Genomic DNA, 23,165 nt, shown 5'->3' on the forward strand with positions numbered 1-23,165 from the left:
CCGATACTTTTTCTGTGAGCAGAGCCCTTTCTTTCAATGACGACGCTTGGCATAATCGACAAATTTGAATTTTTCAAGTTTGTGGCGACTTTCCGTAAATTGGAACTGTTTTCCATTAGTTAAATAAACTTTAGAACGGATACAAACAACGTGCTGGTCTTTACCTAGGTCGATAAGAATCTTATCTTGATCGGTAGCATTATCAATAGTGATTTCTTTAAAGGCGTGGGAAATGCTAAGGTTGAGCTGATTCTCGATGTAGTCGTAAATAGAGTGTTCAGCAATGTTACGGTTTAGTTGAGGAACAAGGCTAGTATCTAGGTAATCAATATCTATAACAGAGGCGCAGCTATCAACGACTCTTTGACGAACAACACGCCAGACCTGTCGGCTATTAGAAAACCCAGTTCTTTCTGAGAGTTTGGAATCAACGATGATTTTATCCAGAGAAATAACGTTGGTTTGCGAATTAAGGCCTTGTTGTACTATTAGCTCCTGGTAACTAGTAAGGTCAGACACAGGAAAGTTGATTTGTTCCTGGTTAATAACCTGGGAGCCAGAACCATGAATCTTTTTGACCAAGCCTTCTTCAACGAGTAAGGTTAATGCTTTTCGTATAGTGTCTCGACTAACCTGGTAAGATTGAACCAGTTCTTGCTCGGTGGGGAGAAAGTCTCCCACTTGATATTTTTGATCATGGATAGCTTTCTCTAAATCCTTATAAATAATCTGATATTTTTTCATTGTTCTCCTCATTTGTAGGTGAAAAAACATACAACTAATGTTTTTTTCAAAAAATATGTTTAAAAAATTCCGGAACACTTGCAGACAAATTTGTAATCGTTTACAATTAGTTTATCAAGTTAATCAGATATTGTCAAAAAAGAAAAGGAGATTCAAATGGGTAAATTTGAACAAGAAGCCAAAGATTTGCTTGCTGCAATCGGTGGTAAAGAAAATGTGACTGCTGTTACTCACTGTGCGACGCGTATGCGTTTCGTTCTTGGTGATGACAAGAAGGCAGATGTGAAAACAATCGAAGCCATTCCTGCTGTTAAGGGGACTTTCACCAATGCAGGTCAATTCCAAGTTATCATTGGTAATGATGTGCCAATCTTTTATAACGATTTCACAGCTGTATCAGGGATTGAAGGTGTTTCTAAAGAGGCTGCTAAATCAGCTGCCAAGAGCAACCAAAATCCAGTTCAGCGTGTTATGACAACCTTAGCGGAGATCTTTACACCTATTATTCCAGCCCTTATCGTTGGGGGATTAATTCTTGGTTTCCGTAATGTTCTTGAGGGTGTGCATTGGTCAATGCTTGACGGTAAGACAATTACCGAGGTTTCGCAGTTCTGGTCAGGTGTGAATCATTTCTTATGGCTACCTGGTGAAGCTATTTTCCAATTCTTGCCTGTAGGTATTACTTGGTCTGTTTCTCGTAAAATGGGAACTAGCCAAATTCTTGGAATTGTTTTGGGAATCTGTCTGGTGTCACCACAATTGCTTAACGCTTATTCAGTAGCATCGACACCAGCGTCTGAAATTGCTAAGAATTGGGTTTGGGATTTTGGATTCTTTACTGTTAATCGTATAGGTTATCAAGCGCAAGTTATTCCTGCCCTTCTTGCTGGTTTATCACTTTCTTATCTTGAAATTTTCTGGCGTAAACATGTACCAGAAGTAGTATCAATGATTTTTGTACCGTTCTTGTCATTGATTCCAGCCCTTATTTTGGCTCATACTGTTTTAGGTCCTATTGGTTGGACTATTGGCCAAGCCCTTTCAACAGTGGTTCTTGCTGGTTTGACAGGTCCTGTAAAATGGCTTTTCGGTGCTGTTTTTGGTGCACTTTATGCGCCGTTCGTTATTACTGGTCTTCACCACATGACCAATGCTATCGATACTCAGTTAATTGCAGATGCTGGTGGAACAGCTCTTTGGCCTATGATTGCTCTATCAAATATTGCTCAAGGTTCAGCTGTTTTTGCTTACTATATTATGCATCGTCATGATGAACGTGAGGCTCAAATTTCACTTCCAGCTACTATTTCAGCTTATCTTGGTGTTACAGAACCAGCCCTCTTCGGGGTTAACGTCAAATATATTTACCCATTTGTTGCGGGTATGATTGGTTCATCTATCGCAGGTCTTCTATCAGTAACCTTTAACATTACAGCGGCCTCTATCGGTATTGGTGGTTTGCCTGGTATCCTATCAATTCAACCTAAATATATGATTTCATTTGCAGCAATCATGCTTGTTGCTATCATTGTACCTATGGTCCTAACTTTCTTCTTCCGCAAGGCGGGTCTCTTTACTAAGACAGAAGATGATACAGAACTTAAGGAAGAATTTGCAGCTCAAGAAGAGGCTGAATTTGCATCACATACTGCAACTCCAACAGTTCTTGCTGAATCAGCAGAGGTTGTTAGCCCACTTGCTGGTCAAGTTAAACCACTTAGCCAAGCAACAGACCCAGTTTTCTCATCAGGTGTCATGGGACAGGGGGTAGTCATCGAACCAAGTCAAGGCGAATTGGTTTCACCAGTAAATGGTACAGTGACAGTACTCTTCCCAACTAAGCACGCCGTAGGCATCGTTTCTGAAGAAGGTATTGAAATGCTAATGCACATTGGTATGGATACTGTTAGCCTTGACGGAAAAGGTTTTGTGGCTCATGTTGAACAAGGTGATAAAGTTGTTGTTGGTCAACAATTGATTAGTTTTGATATGGATGTTATTAAAAAGGCTGGTTTGGTCACTGAGACTCCAGTTATCATTACAAATCAAGATGATTTTCAAGCAGATGTTGAAGGGGATCTTCCACGTGATATCAAACGTGGTGATGCTCTCATAATTGCTCATCGAACAAAATAAGCTAAGGGGTGGAGACGTTACGATTCCACCTCTTCATATAAAGGACAAAAGAGGAAAATTACATGGTATTAGATAAAACAAAGGTTGTATACCAAATTTATCCAAAATCATATAAGGACACTACAGGAAATGGAATCGGTGATTTCAGAGGCATCATTGAAAAAATTCCTTATCTATCAGAGTTAGGCGTGGATATGGTTTGGCTCAATCCTTTCTATCCGAGCCCACAACGTGACAATGGTTACGATATTTCAGACTATACAGCCGTTAACCCTGTCTTTGGAGACATGACTGATTTTGAAGAAATGGTCCGTGTCGGAAAAGAGCACAAGATTGATTTCATGCTAGACATGGTGCTCAACCATTGCTCAACGGAGCATGAGTGGTTCCAAAAAGCTTTGGCTGGAGACCAGTATTATCAAGATTTCTTCTTTATTCAGGATCAACCAACCGACTGGTTGTCTAAATTTGGTGGTTCTGCCTGGGCTCCTTTTGGAGATACAGGGAAATACTATCTTCACCTCTTTGATGAAACACAGGCGGACCTTAATTGGAGCAATCCCAATGTCCGTAAGGAGTTGTTCAAGGTGGTCAACTTCTGGCGTGACAAGGGAGTCAAAGGTTTCCGTTTCGATGTGATCAATTTGATTGGGAAAGATGAAGTCTTAGTGGACTGCCCTGAAAATGAAGGGAAACCAGCTTATACGGATAAACCAATTGTCCATGACTATCTTCGTATGATGAATGAAGCAACCTTTGGTTCTGATGATAGCTTTATGACAGTTGGAGAGATGTCATCGACAACAATTGACAACTGTGTTCTTTATTCAGCACCGGAGCGTCACGAGTTGTCTATGGCCTTTAACTTCCATCATCTTAAAGTAGATTATGAAGATGGTCAAAAATGGACTATTACTCCCTTTGATTTTGAAGAGCTCAAACGTCTCTATCATACCTGGGGTAAGGAAATGAGTGAACGAGGTGGTTGGAGTGCCCTTTTCTGGAATAACCATGACCAACCTCGTGCCTTGAATCGCTTTGTGGATATTAAGAACTTCCGTAATGAAGGAGCGACCATGCTAGCAGCTAGTATTCACCTATCACGTGGAACACCTTATATCTACATGGGCGAAGAAATCGGGATGATTGATCCAAATTATGATTCTATGGCAGATTACGTGGATGTCGAGTCCATCAATGCTTACCAAATGCTCTTGGACCAAGGCAAGTCTCCTGAGCAGGCCTTCAAGATCATTCAAGCCAAATCACGAGATAATTCGCGTACGCCCATGCAATGGGATGCTTCTGAACATGCAGGTTTTTCAACAGGCACTCCATGGTTGAAAGTTGGGAAGTCCTACAAAGATATCAACGTTGAAAATGAAGTGGATGGCCCAATCTTCACCTTCTATAAAGAATTGATTCACTTGCGGAAGGAAATGCCCATCATTTCAGAAGGAAGCTACCTGCCAGCATTGGAGGACAGTCAAGAAGTCTATGCCTTTGAACGCCACTTAGACGGCCAAAAACTCATGGTACTCAATCATTTTTATGGAAGTGAAGTCGAAGTAGCGATTCCAGCAGAATATCAGTCAGGGCGCGTGCTCTTGTCAAACTATGATGATGCAGAGCTTGCTGAAAAGGTAAGTCTTAAGCCTTATCAAACCCTAGCAATCTTAGTAAAATAAGCCAAACTTTCCTCAGTAAATGCTTTTGCTGGGGAATTTTGTTATAATGAAAGCACTTTTAATGTTGATGGAGGAAGTGTAATGACACGCTTACAAGATGATTTTTACCATGCGATTAATGGTGAGTGGGAAAAAACAGCAGTGATTCCCGATGATAAACCACGCACAGGAGGTTTCTCAGATTTAGCAGATGAAATTGAAGACCTCATGCTTGAAACAACTGATCAATGGTTGGCAGGAGAGAATGTTCCTGACAATGCCATTCTACAAAACTTTATAAAGTTTCACCGTATGGCTGCGGACTTTGACAAACGTGAGGCATTGGGTATCGAGCCTGTTAAACCTTGGATTGAAGAATACAAGAAGCTTTCCTCATTCTCAGAATTTGCTTCGAAAATTGCTGACTATGAGATGTTTGGTAAGCCAAATGAGTTCCCATTCGGTGTATCTCCAGACTTTATGAATGCTCAATTAAATGTCCTCTGGGCAGCAGCGCCAAGTATTATTTTACCTGATACAACCTATTACACTGAGGATAATGAGAAGGGCAAGGAGCTTTTAGGAATTTGGCGTGAAATGGAAGAAGAACTCCTTGAGAAATATGGCTTTACAGCTGAAGAAATCAAAGATATCTTGGACAAGGTTATCGCCCTTGATGCTAAGTTGGCCAAGTATGTCCTTTCGAGTGAAGAATCTTCCGAGTATGTGGAACTCTACCACCCATATGATTGGGAAGACTTTACCAAGCTAGCACCGGAACTCCCACTTGATAACATCTTCACAGAAATCTTGGGACAAGTTCCTGATAAAGTTATCGTTCCTGAAGAGCGCTTCTGGACAGAATTTGCGGCGGAATATTATTCAGAAGATAATTGGGAGCTACTTAAGGCGAGCCTACTTATCGATGCTACGACAATTTGGAATGCCTATTTGACAGACGAACTTCGTGTTCTATTTGGAAAATATGGTCGTGCGCTTTCAGGAACACCACAAGCCTGGGATAAGAAAAAAGGAGCCTACTATTTGGCGCAAGGACCTTACAATCAGGCTCTTGGACTTTGGTATGCAGGTGAAAAATTCTCTCCAGAAGCAAAAGCAGATGTTGAAGCGAAGGTGGCAACTATGATTGATGTTTATAAATCACGCCTTCAAACTGCGGATTGGTTGGCACCAGAAACACGTGAAAAGGCTATTACGAAACTTAATGTTATTACGCCTCACATTGGTTATCCAGAAAAACTACCTGAGACATATGATAAGAAGATTATTGATGAAAACTTATCACTTGTTGAGAATGCACAGAAGTTAGTCGAAATTTCAGTTGCACATAGTTGGAGTAAGTGGAATCAACCTGTTGATCGTAGTGAGTGGCATATGCCTGCCCACATGGTTAATGCTTACTATGATCCACAGCAGAACCAAATTGTTTTCCCAGCAGCTATCCTTCAAGCCCCTTTCTATGACCTTCACCAATCGTCATCAGCCAACTACGGTGGTATTGGTGCTGTCATTGCTCATGAGATTTCCCATGCCTTTGATACAAACGGTGCTTCCTTTGATGAGAACGGTAGTCTTAAGAATTGGTGGACTGAAGAGGACTATGCAGCCTTTAAGGAACGTACTGACAAGATTGTGGATCAGTTTGAGGGCTTGGACTCTTATGGTGCCAAGGTCAATGGTAAATTGACTGTTTCTGAGAATGTTGCTGACCTCGGTGGTGTAGCCTGTGCCTTAGAAGCAGCTAAACGAGATAAGGATTTTTCAGTTCATGAATTCTTTGTTAATTTTGCGACAATCTGGCGTATGAAGGCGCGTGAAGAATACATGCAAATGTTAGCTAGCGTGGATGTGCATGCTCCAGCCAAATGGCGCACCAATGTTATCGTGAGCAACTTCGACGAATTCCACAAGGAATTTGACGTTAAAGAGGGCGACGGCATGTGGCGTGCCCCAGAAAATCGCGTGATTATTTGGTAATAATGATGAAATCTGTCCAAAAATGGACGGATTTCTTTATTTTTATCGCTGTAAGGGTTTACATAGTGTCTAGAAAACGATATAATATACTTGTGTTAAATCTTGTGAAGTTTTTAACAAGTATTCAAAGGAGTTTCATATGACTAAACAAACTAAAGATGTTCAAACAGTAATAGATGAATTGGCAACAAAAGGGGTTGAAGCCCTTGATGCTATGGCTAACTTTACGCAGGAGCAAGTGGACCATATTGTTCACCAAGCTGCGATTGCTGCTCTAGATAAACACATGTATTTGGCGAAATTGGCCGTTGATGAAACAGGGCGCGGCGTTTACGAAGATAAAGCCATCAAGAACATGTATGCTTCTGAATACATTTGGAATAGTATTAAATATGACAAAACTGTAGGCGTTATTGCTGAAGATAAAGAACAAGGTTTGGTTTCTATCGCTGAGCCGGTTGGTGTTATCTGTGGGGTTACACCAACAACTAACCCAACTTCAACAACCATTTTCAAAGCCCTCATTGCTCTTAAGACACGTAACTCTATCATCTTTGCCTTCCACCCATCAGCTCAGAAATCATCTGCAGAGGCTGCTCGTATTGTTCGTGATGCCGCTATTGAAGCAGGTGCACCTAAGGACTGCATCCAGTGGATTGAAGAGCCATCTATCGAAGCAACTGGTCTTTTGATGAACCATCCTAAGATTGCCACAGTACTTGCGACTGGTGGACCTGGAATGGTTAAGGCTGCTTATTCAACTGGTAAACCAGCGCTTGGTGTAGGAGCCGGAAATGTCCCATCTTATATCGCTGCTGATGCTAAGGTTAAACGTGCGGTCAACGATATCATCGTTTCAAAAACTTTTGATAATGGTATGATTTGTGCGTCTGAACAAGCAGCTATTGTTGATGCAGCTATTTATGACGAAGTTAAGGCTGAATTTGAAGCACATCAATGTGTCATCATTTCTAAAAAAGCTGACATTGCTAAATTGGAAAAAGTCGTTCTTAATGAAGCGCGTACAGCTGTAAATGGTGCCATTGTAGGTCACTCAGCTATTGAAATTGCTGAAAAAGCTGGCCTTAAAGTTCCTGCAGGTACAAAAATGCTTTTGGCAGAAATTCCAGATGCAACAATGGAACACCCACTTGCCTTGGAAAAATTGTCTCCAGTACTTGCTCTTATCAAATCTGATGGCGTTGAAGATGGATTCAAAAAAGCAGAAGGTATGCTCAATTTGGGTGGTCTTGGACACACTGCTGTTATCCACACTGAAAATGAAGAGCTCCAACTCCAATATGGTATCCGCATGAAAGCCTGCCGTGTCTTGGTTAATAGCCCATCAGCTGAAGGTGGTATCGGTAATATCTACAATAACATGATTCCATCATTGACTCTTGGTTGTGGTTCACACGGTCATAACTCAGTGTCACACAATGTTAGCTCATTTGATCTCTTGAATGTTAAAACATTGTCAAAGCGCCGCAATAACATGCAATGGTTTCGCGTCCCACCAAAAATCTTCTTCGAAAAAGATTCAATAACTTACTTGCGTCACATTGAAGCTGAGCGCGTGATGTTGGTTTGTGACCCTGGTATGGTTCAGTTTGGTTATGCAGACTTGGTTAAACGCCAATTGGAACTTAACCGCCACAGACCGGCAGTAGATGTTTTCTCAGATGTTGAGCCAAACCCATCTACTAATACCGTTTATAAAGGTTTGGAACGCTTTGTAGATTTCCAACCAGATGTAATCATCGCTCTTGGTGGTGGTTCTGCAATGGACGCTGCTAAGGCTATGTGGATGTTCTTTGAACACCCAGATGTAAGCTTCTTCGGTGCTAAACAAAAATTCTTGGATATCCGTAAACGTACTTACAAGATTCCTTACGCTCAGAAGACACAATTCATCTGTATCCCAACAACTTCAGGGACAGGTTCAGAGGTAACGTCATTTGCGGTTATCACTGATAGTGAAACTCATATCAAGTACCCATTGGCAGATTATGCTTTGACTCCGGACATTGCTATCGTTGACCCTGCTTTGGTTATGAGTGTACCTGCTAGCGTTACAGCAGATACAGGTATGGACGTTTTGACTCACGCCATTGAATCTTATGTATCAGTCATGGCTAGTGACTATACACGTGGGCTTTCACTCCAAGCAATTAAACTTGTTTTTGAAAATCTTGAACATTCTTACCGCTTTGGTGATGAAGAATCACGTGAAAAAATGCATAATGCGTCAACAATGGCTGGTATGGCCTTCGCCAATGCCTTCCTTGGTATCAACCACTCACTAGCTCATAAGGTTGGTCCTATGTTTGACATTCCACACGGACGTACTAATGCGATTTTGATGCCTCACGTTATCCGTTACAACGGTCGTGATCCTCAAAAACACGCTATGTTCCCTAAATATGACTACTTCCGTGCAGACAAAGATTACGCAGATATCGCTCGTTTTATGGGATGGGGTACTGACAAGCAATCAGATGCTGAATTGGTTGAAGTTTTGGCACAAAAAGTATACGAATTGGGTATTGCCGTTGGTATTGCCATGAACTGGAAGGGACAAGGTGTTACTAAGAAACTTCTTCAAGACACTGCCTATACTTTGGCCGAACATGCTTATGAAGACCAATGTACAACAGCTAATCCGAAAGAACCACTTATTTCAGAATTGAAAGAAATCATCGAAATTGCCTTTGATTATAAAGGATAAGCGATAGACTAAAGTAGCTCTATAAGGGCTACTTTTTTTGCTAGAAACCTTCTATATTAGAGTGTTTATCCAAATTAAAAATAAAGGACTTTCCCGAATAAGATAGAAAAACGCTTTAAGAATTGTTATAATAACCTTACAGCGAGATAAGGAGATTCCTATGACAAAAGAAGAAGGGCTTAGTTTGGGTGAAACAGCACATCCTCTCAAGTCTCGTGAATTGAGGCCACCAGTGGCTTCTGCAGCAGGGAATAGAGCGACTAATAAGTTTAAAGAGTTTAATGCTGATAGGATGGTTAGTGTTCAATTCAATCCTAGTCAACAAGTAAAAGAATCAAAGGAGCCAGTAACCTCAAAGAATATTGTGGGGATGGTATCAGGTGTGATTGCAGCGATACTCACCATACTTTTGATTGTTTGTCTCGTGATGGGATACCGTTATCGAGCCGCAAGCATTGAGGGTGATTGGACAAGCCCAACCTTTAGTGAGAAAATGTTAGCCACTCTGAAAGATACTGCTAATACTAAGAATAAAGTTAGTAATGCTTTACCACAAGGTCAAGATCTTATCACCGATATCAATACAGTAATGAGTATTACTGACAATAAGGCTCACTTAAAAGTGAGCTTTGTTTACAATCGTAAAGGTCTTTATCAGGCTTACCAGAGTAGAGTTACTGAATTGAAAGGTCAGTACGGCGAGGGGTTCTCGGAGGTTTTTGATAGTTATTCATTGTCAGAAAAAGACTACTATAAACAGTTTGATGAGACAGTGAAGAAAGAGCTTCCAAAGAGTTATACCTACGATGCCAAAACCGGTCGTGTCACAACAACTGCTTTTACGGGTGATATTAACCGTTGGGAGCAAACAATCACTGTGGATAAGGCTGGAGATTCAGATGCTTTTAAAAAAGGTGATGTATTAGATTATACGCCTAACAATGGAGGCTTTACTATTAAGGCACACAGTGAATTTGGTGACATTAGCTTTACAAAAAATAAATAAAAAAGGAAATTAAAGGGGAATATAAATGACAAGAGCAGAATGGTTGGACTATTTTGAAACGGTAAACGGACGTAAGCCGAGTGTTCAGGAAATGGCGGATGCTTTGAAAGCTGGAGAGTTTGTTAATGAAGCACCGGCTAAAACTGAAGATACAGCTACTACTGAACCTATTAAGGTTGAGGCAGAAATCGTCGAGACAAGTACTAGTCCTCTACCAACTGAAACGGCACCAGTAGTAACAGCAACTGCACCTTCTACGGTTCCTTTTCCAGAAGGACAAGCAGCTATGGCAAATTTGGCTCCTAAAAAACCAATGGATCCCAAAAAGAAAAAACGCATCCTAGTCTCAGTTTTGTCAGCAGTAGTCCTTGTTTTCTTATGTATCGGTGGCTTTATGACTTACCGTTATGTGACAGGTAATATTGATGGCAAATGGTACAGTAGTTCTCTAGGTAGAGAGTATAGCTCAAGCATGTCTGAAAGTTTGACAGACTTGGATAGTAAGGAGCTTGAAAAGTACTTTAAAGATACTGCTGTAACCATGAAAGTAAAGGGTAGCAATGCGAAGGTGACTGCTAGCTATACTTTTGATAAGAAAACCTATATCAAGGACTATCGTGAGAGGGTTCAGAAGTCCTTCTCAGCCTTTGGAGATTTATTTAAAGCCTTCTATGGAGATTCTTTTGAAAACTATTATAGCGAGGAAACCATAGAAAAAGAACTTGATGAAGCTCTTGAAAAAGCTGCGAAAGATAATGGTCAAAAGTATGATTCGAAGACAGGCGAAACAACAACAACCCTTTTCAAAGGGAAGGTTAGTCGCTTGGGACATAAGATGACTGTTACTTCTGTCAACAAAGATGTTGATATCGATGGTCTCAATGTGAAAAAAGGTCAAGAGCTAAAAGTGACTAAAAAAGACAAGAAAGTAACGCTTAGTGGTGATGGTAAATCAAAAGATATTACTTTCTCAACTAAGAATGACACCAAAGATAAATTTTAAAATGACATCCGGAATCGCTATTCCGGATTTTTTCATGTCTTTGAGGGAAGAGAATAAGGTGATATCCGAATGATTTTCTCACGAGTCACAATACGTGTAGAAATATTCTGACAATTATGCTACAATAGAGCCACAGACTATCTAAAAAGAGGATTTACCATGACACTTGTATACCAATCAACACGTGACGAAAATAATAAAGTAACTGCCAGTCAAGCTATTCTTCAAGGTTTGGCAACAGATGGTGGCTTGTTCACACCATTGTCAATACCTGAGGTTGCTTTGGACTTTGATCAATTGAAAGATGCTTCTTACCAAGAAGTTGCTAAATTGGTCTTGTCAGCTTTCTTGGATGATTTTACGGAAGAGGAATTAGATTACTGTATCACAAATGCTTATGACGACAAGTTTGATACAGCTGCTATTGCACCAGTAGTTAAACTTAAGAACCACTACAACCTTGAACTTTTCCATGGTTCTACTATCGCTTTCAAAGATATGGCCCTTTCAATCTTGCCTTACTTGCTAACAACATCAGCTAAAAAGCAAGGTGTTGATAATAAGATTGTTATCTTGACAGCGACATCAGGTGATACTGGTAAGGCTGCTATGGCTGGTTTTGCAGATGTTCCTGGAACTGAAATTATTGTCTTTTATCCAAAAGACGGTGTTTCAAAAATCCAAGAATTGCAAATGACCACTCAAACAGGAGCTAACACTCATGTTATTGCCATTGATGGTAACTTTGATGATGCCCAAACCGATGTGAAACGTATGTTTAATGATGTTGACTTGCGTGAGAAATTGTTGGCTCATCATACGCAATTCTCATCAGCTAACTCAATGAACGTCGGTCGTTTGGTACCACAAGTGGTTTACTATGTATATGCCTATGCGCAGTTGGTTAAGGCAGGTCATATCCAAAACGGAGATAAGGTTAACTTCACAGTACCAACAGGAAACTTTGGTAATATCTTGGCGGCTTATTATGCACGTCAGATTGGTGTTCCGGTTGGCAAATTAATCTGTGCCTCTAATGAAAATAACGTCCTCACAGACTTCTTCGCAACGGGTACTTATGACAAGAAACGTGACTTCAAGGTAACGACAAGTCCTTCTATGGATATCTTGGTATCTTCTAACTTGGAACGCTTGATTTTCCACCTTCTTGGTAATGATGCTGCTAAGACTAAAGAGCTCATGGATGCACTTGTGACTAAGGGCGAGTATACTTTGGCTGGTGCAGATAAAGATATTCTTGATCTGTTTGCAGCAGGTTTTGCAACTGAGGATGAAACAACTGCTGAAATCAAACGTGTCTATGATGAAAACAAGTATATCGAAGATCCTCATACAGCGGTTGCCTCAGCTGTTTACGAAGCATATGTTCAAAAGACAGATGACCACACCCCTACAGTTATCGCTTCAACAGCTAGCCCATACAAATTCCCACGTGTGGCTATTTCAGCTGTCACTGGTAAAGACAGTGGGGATGATTTCAAAGCAGTAGAAGATTTGCACCAACTTTCAGGTGTAGCTATCCCAGCTGCTGTAGATGGACTTGAACATGCGGAAGTTCGCCATAAAACAGTTGTTGCGGCAGCTGATATGCAAAAAGCAGTTGAAAGCTATCTTGGTGTATAAGAATAAAAAAATAGGAGCTGAGAAATCAGCCCTATTTTTATCAATATAGAAGAGAATATTATGACAGAAACAAAGAAAATTCTAAACATAGCCTTGCCTGCTATGGCCGAAAACCTTCTACAAATGTTGATGGGGGTTGTCGATTCTTACCTAGTGGCTCAGGTTGGTATTGTCGCCATATCAGGGGTTTCCGTAGCCAATAATATAATCACGATTTACCAAGCTATCTTCATTGCTCTAGGAGCCTCAAGTGCCAGTGTCATTGCTAGAAGTCTAGGGAAGGGAGATGTTAAAGCGACTAACCGAGACACCTGGGATGCTATTATTATTACCCTTGCTCTTAGTCTCATTCTTGGTTTACTTTCCATTTTTGGTGGTGGGGCCGTTCTTAATCTTTTAGGTACTGAGCAATCTGTAACTCAGGCTGGTAGTCTCTACCTTGCTCTTGTCGGTGGAGGAGTGGTTTTCCTAGCCTTAATGACTACTTTTGGTAACATACTACGGGCCAAGGGACGGCCTCGTATTTCCATGGTCGTCAGTCTTTTAACTAATGTCCTTAATGCTATTTTATCTTCTTTAGCTATCTTTGTGGGACATTGGGGGATTATTGGGGTCGCAACGGCTACGGTTTTTTCTCGTCTGGTTGGGACAGTGATACTGTGGCAAGCGATGAAACTGGATGTGAAGCAGCTTGAAGTTACCAAACCTTTCAACAGGGAGTTATTGGGGATTGCTCTGCCAGCAGCAGGTGAACGACTGATGATGCGTGCTGGAGATGTGGTCATTGTGGCTATTATTGTTACCTTTGGTACAGCCGTTGTCGGTGGTAACGCCATTGGTGAAAACCTCACTCAGTTTAACTATATGCCTGGTATGGGAGTCGCCACGGCTACAGTTATCTTGGTTGCCAATAGTCTGGGGCGAGGGGATAAGGCGCAGATGAAGCGTATTATACGAGAGTCTTATTGGATTTCAACCTTCTTGATGGTTCTGGTTTCAGGGGGTATCTTGCTTTTTGGACAAGGATTATCAGGTCTCTTTACAGATAATAAAGCAGCTATTGCGGCTAGTCAGGTAGTTATTCTTTATTCTTTCCTTGGGAATCCTGTGACTTCGGCGACTCTAGTCTACACTGCAGTTTGGCAAGGTCTGGGTAAGGCTAAGATGCCTTTCTATGCGACAACTATTGGGATGTGGATTATCCGAATTTTCTCAGGATATTTCCTTGGAGTGAGTCTGGGAATGGGTCTTGCGGGTGTTTGGATTGCAACCGTTGTTGATAATGTATGGCGTGCGGTCTTCCTCTATGTGATGTACCGTCGTTATCTCATAAAGAGAAAGTTTTAATGATAAATATTGAGGAGATACTCTTATTCAAAGGGTATCTTCTTCTTATTTTTTACAAGTAAGCTCGAATATGGTAAAATAAGCTGATAAAAACTTTTTGAGGTAGTAATTATGACTGTAAAAATCAATACAAAAGATGGTCAAATCGAATTGTCAGATGATGTCATCGCAACAGTAGTTGGCGGTTCAGCAACAGAAATTTTTGGCGTTGTCGGTATGGCAAGTAAGAGTGCTATCCGAGATAATTTTCAAGCACTTCTTGGAAAGGAAAACTACGCAAAAGGAGTTGTCGTGAAATCTACTGATGCAGGTATCACTGTGGATGTTTACACTGTTATGAGTTACGGTGTTAAGATTAGTGAGGTTTCAAAAAATATTCAAGAACGTGTGAAATTTAATCTTGAGAATCAACTCGGTATCAAGGCTGAAACAGTAAATGTTTACGTTCAAAATATTAAAGTCGTAGGAGAAAACTAGTGTCTAAAATTACAACAAGCTTGCTTCAGGAGATGGTCCAAGCGGCAGCAACACGTCTAGGTAAGCAAGCAGAATATGTGAATTCACTCAATGTCTTCCCAGTACCAGATGGAGATACTGGAACAAACATGGGAATGACTATGGATAACGGAGCCAAAGCTGTCGCAGATCAATCAGCTTCAACAGTTGGTGAAGTTGGTCAGATTTTATCTAAAGGTCTTTTGATGGGTGCCCGTGGTAACTCGGGTGTTATCACGTCACAATTGTTCCGTGGATTTGGTCAAAGTATCAAGGATAAAACGGAACTTGATGGTCAAGATTTAGCTCATGCCTTCCAAGCAGGGGTTGAAGTTGCCTATAAAGCAGTTATGAAACCTGTCGAAGGAACAATCCTTACAGTATCACGTGGTGCAGCTTCAGCAGCGATTAAGAAAGCTGAATCTACAAATGATGCTGTTGAGGTTATGCGTGCAGCTCTCGATGGAGCTAAAGCTGCCTTGGCTAAGACACCAGAGATGCTTCCAGTTTTGAAAGAAGTTGGTGTGGTAGACTCAGGTGGTCAAGGTTTGGTCTTCATTTATGAAGGTTTCTTGTCAGCCCTCACAGGTGAGTATATCGCTTCAGAGGACTTCCAAGCGACACCTGCTACGATGACAGAGATGATCAATGCAGAACACCATAAGTCAGTTGCTGGTCATGTTGCAACAGAAGACATTACCTTCGGTTACTGTACGGAAATCATGATTGGTCTCAAACAAGGTCCGACTTATGTGAAAGACTTTGATTACGAAGAGTTCCAAAATTACTTGAGTAACCTTGGGGATTCTCTTCTTGTGGTTAACGACGATGAAATTGTAAAAGTTCACGTCCATACAGAGGATCCAGGTCTTGTTATGCAAGAAGGTCTTAAATATGGGGCTCTTGTCAAAGTTAAGGTTGACAACATGCGTAACCAACACGATGCACAAGTTCAAAAAGAAGAAGCTATCCAAGCTGCACCTTCTGCTCCTAAAGACTTTGCCCTTATTGCAGTTGTTGCCGGAGATGGACTTGCAGATATCTTTAAATCACAAGGTGTTGACTATGTGATTTCAGGTGGTCAAACAATGAACCCATCAACAGAAGATATTGTTAAAGCTATTGAACAGGTCAATGCTAAGAATGTAATCATCTTGCCAAATAATAAAAACATTTTTATGGCAGCGCAATCAGCTGCTGAAGTAGTAGATGTCAATGCGGCTGTTGTTGAAACACGTACAGTTCCACAAGGATTTACAAGTTTGCTTGCTTTTGATCCTAGCCAAAGTATCGAAGCTAATGTTGAAGCTATGACAGCTAGTCTTTCAGATGTAACAAGTGGTAGCGTGACATTGGCGGTACGTGATACAACTATTGATGGTCTTGAGATTCATGAAAATGATATCCTTGGTATGGTGGATGGTAAGATCCTTGTGTCTACACCAGATATGGACCAAGCCCTTCTTGACACCTTTGACAAGATGATTGACGAAGACAGTGAAATTGTTATGATTTACGTCGGCGAAGAAGGTAATCAAGAACAAGCTCAAGCACTTGCGGAAAAATTGGAAGAGGTTCACGAAGATATCGAAGTTGAAATCTTCCAAGGAGACCAACCAGTTTATCCATACCTCTTCAGTGTTGAATAATTTTGAATAATCATTTAGGAAGTCTTAGGGCTTCCTTTTTGTTTTGTCAGTTTTGATATAGCAGGGATATCTTTTCGGAATTGCAAAAATATTCTGAAAACTCCTTGACATTACTTTCCAAAGTGGTAACATATGTTGTAAGAAATTTTATAGATTGAAGGTAACATCATGAGAAGTGATATGATCAAAGTTGGTGTTGATAAGTCACCAGCACGCGGACTTTTGTATGCGACTGGGCAAGTTAAATCTGCCAAGGATATGCAAAAGCCCTTCATTGCTATTTGTAACTCTTATATTGATATTGTTCCAGGGCATGTTCACTTGCGTGAATTGGCAGATATTGCCAAAGAAGCTATCCGTGAGGCTGGTGGTATTCCTTTTGAGTTTAATACCATTGGTGTGGACGATGGGATTGCCATGGGGCATATTGGGATGCGTTACAGTCTTCCATCTCGTGAATTGATTGCCGATTCTGCAGAAACAGTTATTAATGCCCACTGGTTTGACGGGGTTTTCTACATTCCTAACTGTGATAAGATTACACCAGGGATGATTTTGGCGGCTATGCGTACTAATGTGCCAGCAGTATTTTGTTCTGGTGGACCTATGAAGGGTGGCGTTGACATGACTGGTCATCAAGCGACGCTATCAAGTTTGTTTGAAGCTGTAGGTACCTACCAGGCTGGAGATATGAGCAAGGAAGAGCTCGATTATTTGGAGAAAAATGCTTGTCCAACTTGTGGTTCATGCTCAGGAATGTTTACCGCTAACTCAATGAACTGTTTGATGGAAGTTTTGGGCCTTGCCCTTCCAGGTAACGGTACTATCCTAGCTGTTTCAGATGAACGTCGTGAATTGGTTCGTCAAGCAGCCACAAAATTGATGGATAACATCAAAAATAATGTTCGCCCACGTGATATTGTGACCAAAGAAGCCATCGATGATGCGTTTGCTCTAGATATGGCCATGGGTGGTTCAACCAATACTGTTCTTCATACTCTTGCTATTGCGCGTGAGGCCGGTATTGACTATGATCTTAAAGACATTAACGAGATTGCCAAGAAGACCCCTTATCTCTCTAAAATTGCACCTTCAAGTGTTTACACTATGCATGATGTCCATGAAGCTGGTGGTGTTCCAGCCATTATCAATCAGTTGATTAAAAAAGGTGCTATTAAGGGTGATCGTATTACAGTTACTGGTAAAACTTTGAAAGAAAACGTAGCTGGTACTGAAATCAAGAATGAAGAAATTATCCATCCAATTGAGCATCCTATCTCACCAGTTGGTGGTTTGTCTATCCTTTACGGAAATATTGCTCAGGATGGAGCTGTTATCAAGGTCGGTGGTGTAGATCCATCTGTTAAAACTTTCCGTGGTAAAGCTATTTGTTGTGATTCACAAGATCAGGCCCTTGAATTGATTGATAATGGAACAGTTAAGAAGGGCCATGTCGTTGTCATTCGTTACGAAGGTCCTCAGGGTGGGCCTGGTATGCCAGAAATGTTGGCACCAACTTCTAAGATTGTCGGACGCGGTCTTGGTAAGGATGTGGCTCTGATTACGGATGGTCGTTTCTCAGGAGCTACTCGTGGTATTGCTATTGGTCACGTTTCTCCAGAAGCAGCAGAAGGTGGTAATATCGCCCTAATCGAAGATGGGGATGAAATCGTGATTGACCTACCAAATCGTACCCTTGATCTGCTTGTCGATGATGCAACCCTTGAAGAACGCCGCAAACATTTGAAACCTTTCAAATCAAAAATTTCAAGTGGTTGGTTGCGTCGCTATACAGCCTTTGCTAAATCAGCCAATGTTGGCGGAACTTTGATGAGTGACGAAGAATTCGAAGAACGTAAAGCAGAACGTCAATCACAAGAAAAAAACTAAGAACATTCTTTCCGAAGAGTTTGTGATATTTTTCTCTGAAACCCTTGCAAATTTAGTTAAAAATGTTATCATAGTATACAAGGTTTTGAATTTTTAGACAATTCGAAAAAAACAACTGCTAAAGGAGGTCCATGTGAAGAAAATTGAACTTGAAGAAGCACGCTCTGGTGCTGATTTAATTCTTGATACACTTCTTGAACTTGGGATTTCAACTATTTTTGGGTATCCTGGCGGAGCGGTTCTTCCTTTGTATGATGCTATTTACAAAAATGAAGAGATTAATCATATCTTATCTCGTCATGAGCAAGGAAGTCTGCACGAAGCTGAGGGTTATGCTAAATCAACTGGGAAACTTGGTGTTGCTCTTGTAACGAGTGGCCCCGGTGCAACGAATGCTATTACCGGCATTGCAGATGCTATGAGTGATAGTGTACCTCTCCTAGTCTTTACAGGTCAGGTTGCAACACCAGGTATTGGTAAGGATGCCTTCCAAGAGGCTGACATTGTCGGAATTACCATGCCAATTACTAAATACAACTACCAGATTCGCGATACGGCTGATATTCCGCGTACTATTCGAGAAGCGGTTTATATCGCAACGACAGGACGTCCTGGTCCGGTTGTTATCGACCTTCCAAAAGATGTTGTAGCTAAGGAAACAGCCTTCATCAACGATCCTGAAATCAATCTTCCAAGTTACCAACCGACGCTAAGACCAAACGAGATGCAAATTAAGAAAATCTTGAAACAGTTGGGCAAAGCTAAGAAGCCGGTTATTGTAGCTGGGGGTGGAGTGGCTTATTCTGAATCTGCTAAGGAGTTAGTTGCTTTTGCAGAACGCTACCAAATTCCAGTTGTTACAAGTCTTCTAGGTCAGGGAACAATTGCTACTAGTCATCCCCTCTTCTTGGGTATGGGTGGTATGCACGGTTCATATGCATCTAATATTGCTATGACTGATGCTGACTTTATGATTGCCATAGGTTGTCGTTTTGATGACCGCTTGACAGGTAATCCAAAAACATTTGCTAAGAATGCCAAGGTTGTTCATATTGATGTGGATCCGGCTGAGATTGGCAAGATTATTGCGGTAGATTTACCAGTTGTTGGTGATGCCAAGAAAGCTCTTGAAATGCTCTTAGCAGAACCAGTGGTTAAGAACAACACTGAAAAATGGATTGAAAAAGTCACAAAAGATAAAGAGCGTGTACGTTCTTACGATAAGAAAGAACGTATGGTACAGCCTCAGGCAGTTATCGAGCGTATCGGTGAATTGACTAAGGGTGATGCAGTTGTTGTCACTGACGTTGGGCAACATCAAATGTGGACAGCTCAGTATTATCCATACCGAAATGAGCGTCAACTGGTGACATCAGGTGGTCTTGGAACCATGGGATTTGGTGTTCCAGCAGCAATTGGTGCTAAAATTGCTAATCCTGATAAAGAAGTTATCCTCTTTGTTGGTGATGGTGGTTTCCAAATGACGAACCAAGAATTGGCTATTTTAAATATTTACAAGGTGCCAATCAAGGTTGTTATGTTGAATAACCACTCACTTGGTATGGTGCGTCAATGGCAAGAGTCCTTCTACGAAGGGCGCACGTCAGAGTCTGTCTTTGACACTCTTCCTGATTTTCAACTAATGGCTCAAGCTTATGGCATTAAGTCTTATAAGTTTGATAATCCAGAAACGATTAATCAGGATTTGGAAGTTATCAAAGAGGATGTGCCGATGTTCATCGAGGTTGATATCTCTCGTAAAGAGCATGTTTTGCCAATCGTTCCAGCTGGTAAGAGTAATCATGAAATGTTGGGGGTGAAGTTCAATGCGTAGAATGTTAACAGCTAAACTTCAGAACCGCTCAGGTGTTCTTAATCGCTTCACTGGAGTGCTTTCACGCCGTCAGGTCAATATTGAGAGTATTTCCGTTGGAGCAACGGAAAATCCTGATGTTTCACGTATTACAATTATCATTGATGTGAATTCTCATAATGAGGTTGAGCAGATTATTAAACAGCTTAATCGTCAGATTGATGTGATTCGCATTCGTGACATCACTGATCGTCCCCACTTGGAGCGTGAGGTTCTATTGGTCAAGGTGTCGGCACCAACTTCTAAACGTGCTGAAATCTTGGCAATCATTCAACCCTTCCGTGCTTCGGTGGTGGATGTTGCACCAAGCTCTATCACTATCCAGATGACTGGTGATGCTGAAAAGAGTGAGGCGCTTCTACGAGTTATTCGACCTTACGGTATCAAGAATATTGCTCGTACGGGTGCTACTGGATTTACCCGCGATTAAAAAATCCATTATAAATTTGTTAACCCAGCCTTAAAAAGGCAATTAAATATTATTTTAGAAAAGAGACATACTACTATGGCAGTTCAAATGGAATATGAAAAAGACGTAAAAGTACCAGCACTTGATGGTAAAAAAATAGCCGTTATCGGTTACGGTTCACAAGGTCACGCTCACTCACAAAACTTGCGTGATACAGGTCACGATGTTATCATCGGTGTTCGTCCAGGTAAATCATTTGATAAAGCTAAAGAAGATGGTTTTGATACTTACACAGTAGCAGAAGCAACTAAATTGGCTGATGTTATCATGATCTTGGCTCCAGACGAAATCCAACAAGAACTTTATGAAGCAGAAATCGCTCCAAACCTTGAAGCTGGTAACGCTGTTGGTTTTGCTCACGGATTCAACATCCACTTTGAATTCATTAAAGTACCAGCAGATGTTGATGTATTTATGTGTGCACCTAAAGGACCAGGTCACTTGGTACGTCGTACATTTGAAGAAGGCTTTGGTGTACCTGCTCTTTACGCAGTATACCAAGATGCTACAGGTAACGCTAAAGACATCGCTATGGACTGGTGTAAAGGTGTTGGTGCAGCACGTGTTGGTCTTCTTGAAACAACATACAAAGAAGAAACTGAAGAAGATTTGTTTGGTGAACAAGCAGTTCTTTGTGGTGGTTTGACTGCCCTTATCGAAGCTGGTTTTGAAGTCTTGACTGAAGCTGGATATGCTCCAGAATTGGCTTACTTTGAAGTGCTTCACGAAATGAAATTGATCGTTGACTTGATCTACGAAGGTGGATTTAAGAAAATGCGTCAATCAATTTCAAACACTGCTGAATTCGGTGACTACGTATCAGGTCCACGTGTTATCACTGAACAAGTGAAAGAAAATATGAAAGCAGTTCTTGCTGACATCCAAAACGGTAAATTCGCTAACGACTTCGTTAACGACTACAAGGCTGGACGTCCAAAACTTACTGCTTACCGTGAAGAAGCTGCTAACCTTGAAATCGAAAAAGTTGGTGCTGAATTGCGTAAAGCAATGCCATTCGTTGGTCAAAACGACGACGACGCATTCAAAATCTATAACTAATGTGATAGTCTCGAAAACCAGCCTAGTGCTGGCTTTTTTGTGTTCTGAAGAGAGTAGTTGGGAATCAATCCTACTGCTCTTTTTTGGTAGATAAATTGTAAAATATAGTGCAACAAAAAAACTCACTCTATTAAGGAGTGAGAATAGCCATAAATTAGTAAGTCAAGACAAAGTTTTTCTTCTTACCACGACGGATAACAGTAATTTCATTATCAATTTTATCTGTATCTGAGAGAGTGTAATCCAAGTCTTGTACACGTTCACCGTTGATGTAGATAGCGCCGTTTTGGACATCTTCACGTGCTTGACGTTTAGATGGTGAAATTTTTGCATTGACGAGAAGTTCAACGATGTTCAGATTTTCATCTGCTGAAATTTCATAAGTTGGGACACCGTTAAGGGCAACTTTAAGGTCGCGTGCTGAGAGAGCTTTAAGGTTACCAGCGAAGAGTTGTTCAGTGATGTGAACAGCTTGTTCGTAGGCTTCTTTACCGTGAACCAAAGTAACAACTTCACGAGCCAAAACCTTTTGTGCCAAACGTTGGTGACGAGCTTGGTCAAATTCTTTACCGATCTCTTCGATTTCTTCAAGTGACAAGAAAGTGAAAATCTTCAAGAAGCGAACGGCGTCATCATCCATGACGTTGAGCCAGAATTGGTACATTTCGTAAGGGGTTGTTTTAGTAGCATCAAGCCAGACAGCGTTACCTTCTGATTTACCGAATTTCTTACCAGTTGAATCTGTGATAAGTGGTACAGTGATGACGTGTCCAGATTTATCTGCTTTACGACGCAAGAGCTCAGTACCTGCTGTCATGTTACCCCATTGGTCAGAACCACCAATTTGGAGGGTTACGCCGTACTTATCGTTGAGTTCATAGAAATCGTAACCTTGCATGATTTGGTAGGCAAACTCAGTGTAAGAGATACCTGTTTCGATACGTTTCTTAACAGATTCTTTACTCATCATGTAGTTAACTGTGAAGTATTTACCTACGTCACGCAAGAAATCAATGAAGCTGACTGAACCAAACCAGTCATAGTTGTTGACCATAACGGCCTTGTTGTCACCATTTTCAAAATCAAGGAAACGAGAGAGTTGTCCTTGGATTTTTTCAACCCAACTTTCAACAGTTTCTTTGGTTTGCAGGCTACGTTCAGCATCTTTAAATGATGGGTCACCAATCAAACCTGTTGCACCACCAACGAGGGCGTAAGGCTTGTGTCCAGCCAATTGAAGTCGGCGACTTGTAAGGATAGCGACAAGGTGTCCAAGGTGGAGACTGTCTGCTGTTGGGTCATAACCAGTGTAGTATGAGACTGGTCCCTCTTCAAAGGCTTTTACAAGGGCTTCTTCATCAGTGGTTTGAAAAATCAAGCCACGTGCTTTTAGTTCTTCAAAAATTGTCATGATATTCTCCAGTAAAGTATATTCTGCACCATTATACCAAAAGAAA

The 23,165-nt window shown here is 41.1% G+C and carries 15 protein-coding genes and 1 pseudogene; 14 read left to right on the forward strand and 2 right to left on the reverse strand.

The window, feature by feature from the left end; all coding sequences use genetic code 11:
- Window positions 1-33 precede the first annotated feature (33 nt).
- The gene (gene treR / locus ACYVQ1_RS06020) at window positions 34-744 is read right to left on the reverse strand and encodes a trehalose operon repressor (protein WP_002887040.1); all 711 of its coding nucleotides are present in this window, start codon (window positions 742-744) and stop codon (window positions 34-36) included.
- Window positions 745-900: 156 nt separating this feature from the next.
- On the opposite strand from treR, the gene treP reads away from it, so the two are divergent.
- From treP to ilvC, 14 genes and pseudogenes are all read left to right on the forward strand, one after another.
- The gene (treP, locus tag ACYVQ1_RS06025) at window positions 901-2,880 is read left to right on the forward strand and encodes a PTS system trehalose-specific EIIBC component (RefSeq protein WP_461250147.1); all 1,980 of its coding nucleotides are present in this window, start codon (window positions 901-903) and stop codon (window positions 2,878-2,880) included.
- Between the two features lie 62 nt (window positions 2,881-2,942).
- Window positions 2,943-4,568, forward strand: a complete 1,626-nt coding sequence (gene treC / locus ACYVQ1_RS06030; RefSeq protein WP_461250148.1) for an alpha,alpha-phosphotrehalase — start codon at window positions 2,943-2,945, stop codon at window positions 4,566-4,568.
- 81 nt (window positions 4,569-4,649) lie between these two features.
- On the forward strand, window positions 4,650-6,545 hold the full coding sequence (locus tag ACYVQ1_RS06035) for a M13 family metallopeptidase (RefSeq protein WP_461250149.1): 1,896 nt from the start codon (window positions 4,650-4,652) through the stop codon (window positions 6,543-6,545).
- A 115-nt stretch (window positions 6,546-6,660) separates the two neighbouring features.
- Window positions 6,661-9,273 (forward strand): annotated as a pseudogene (adhE, locus tag ACYVQ1_RS06040) (bifunctional acetaldehyde-CoA/alcohol dehydrogenase); the annotation flags it as partial.
- A gap of 160 nt (window positions 9,274-9,433) precedes the next feature.
- The gene (locus ACYVQ1_RS06045; protein ID WP_461250150.1) at window positions 9,434-10,279 is read left to right on the forward strand and encodes a hypothetical protein; all 846 of its coding nucleotides are present in this window, start codon (window positions 9,434-9,436) and stop codon (window positions 10,277-10,279) included.
- A 25-nt stretch (window positions 10,280-10,304) separates the two neighbouring features.
- Window positions 10,305-11,282: a hypothetical protein gene (locus ACYVQ1_RS06050; protein ID WP_073949455.1), complete on the forward strand. Its 978-nt coding sequence runs from the start codon at window positions 10,305-10,307 to the stop codon at window positions 11,280-11,282.
- A gap of 159 nt (window positions 11,283-11,441) precedes the next feature.
- Entirely contained in the window at window positions 11,442-12,926 is a 1,485-nt protein-coding gene (gene thrC, locus ACYVQ1_RS06055; RefSeq protein ID WP_461250151.1) for a threonine synthase, read from the forward strand.
- Window positions 12,927-12,986: 60 nt separating this feature from the next.
- Window positions 12,987-14,273 carry an MATE family efflux transporter gene (locus ACYVQ1_RS06060; protein ID WP_461250152.1) on the forward strand — a complete coding sequence of 429 codons (1,287 nt, stop codon included), beginning with the start codon at window positions 12,987-12,989 and terminating at the stop codon, window positions 14,271-14,273.
- A 111-nt stretch (window positions 14,274-14,384) separates the two neighbouring features.
- Complete coding sequence (locus tag ACYVQ1_RS06065) at window positions 14,385-14,750, forward strand: Asp23/Gls24 family envelope stress response protein (protein ID WP_002885694.1); 366 nt, start codon at window positions 14,385-14,387, stop codon at window positions 14,748-14,750.
- Complete coding sequence (locus tag ACYVQ1_RS06070; protein WP_461250153.1) at window positions 14,750-16,417, forward strand: DAK2 domain-containing protein; 1,668 nt, start codon at window positions 14,750-14,752, stop codon at window positions 16,415-16,417. Before ACYVQ1_RS06065 ends, ACYVQ1_RS06070 begins: the two co-directional genes overlap by 1 nt.
- Before the next feature lie 168 nt (window positions 16,418-16,585).
- Window positions 16,586-18,307: a dihydroxy-acid dehydratase gene (gene ilvD, locus ACYVQ1_RS06075; RefSeq protein ID WP_461250154.1), complete on the forward strand. Its 1,722-nt coding sequence runs from the start codon at window positions 16,586-16,588 to the stop codon at window positions 18,305-18,307.
- 133 nt (window positions 18,308-18,440) lie between these two features.
- Window positions 18,441-20,141, forward strand: coding sequence for an acetolactate synthase large subunit (locus tag ACYVQ1_RS06080; RefSeq protein WP_461250155.1), 1,701 nt, complete (start codon window positions 18,441-18,443; stop codon window positions 20,139-20,141).
- On the forward strand, window positions 20,134-20,610 hold the full coding sequence (gene ilvN / locus ACYVQ1_RS06085) for an acetolactate synthase small subunit (RefSeq protein WP_461250156.1): 477 nt from the start codon (window positions 20,134-20,136) through the stop codon (window positions 20,608-20,610). The genes ACYVQ1_RS06080 and ilvN overlap by 8 nt, the downstream gene beginning before the upstream one ends.
- Window positions 20,611-20,685: 75 nt before the next feature.
- Window positions 20,686-21,708 (forward strand): ketol-acid reductoisomerase, encoded by a 1,023-nt coding sequence (ilvC, locus tag ACYVQ1_RS06090; RefSeq protein ID WP_064523521.1) that lies wholly within the window; start codon window positions 20,686-20,688, stop codon window positions 21,706-21,708.
- Between the two features lie 154 nt (window positions 21,709-21,862).
- Here ilvC and tyrS read toward each other — a convergent pair whose 3' ends face one another.
- Window positions 21,863-23,119, reverse strand: coding sequence for a tyrosine--tRNA ligase (tyrS, locus tag ACYVQ1_RS06095; RefSeq protein WP_461250157.1), 1,257 nt, complete (start codon window positions 23,117-23,119; stop codon window positions 21,863-21,865).
- Between the last annotated feature and the right edge of the window lie 46 nt (window positions 23,120-23,165).

It is taken from the genome of Streptococcus parasalivarius (genome assembly GCF_054785155.1).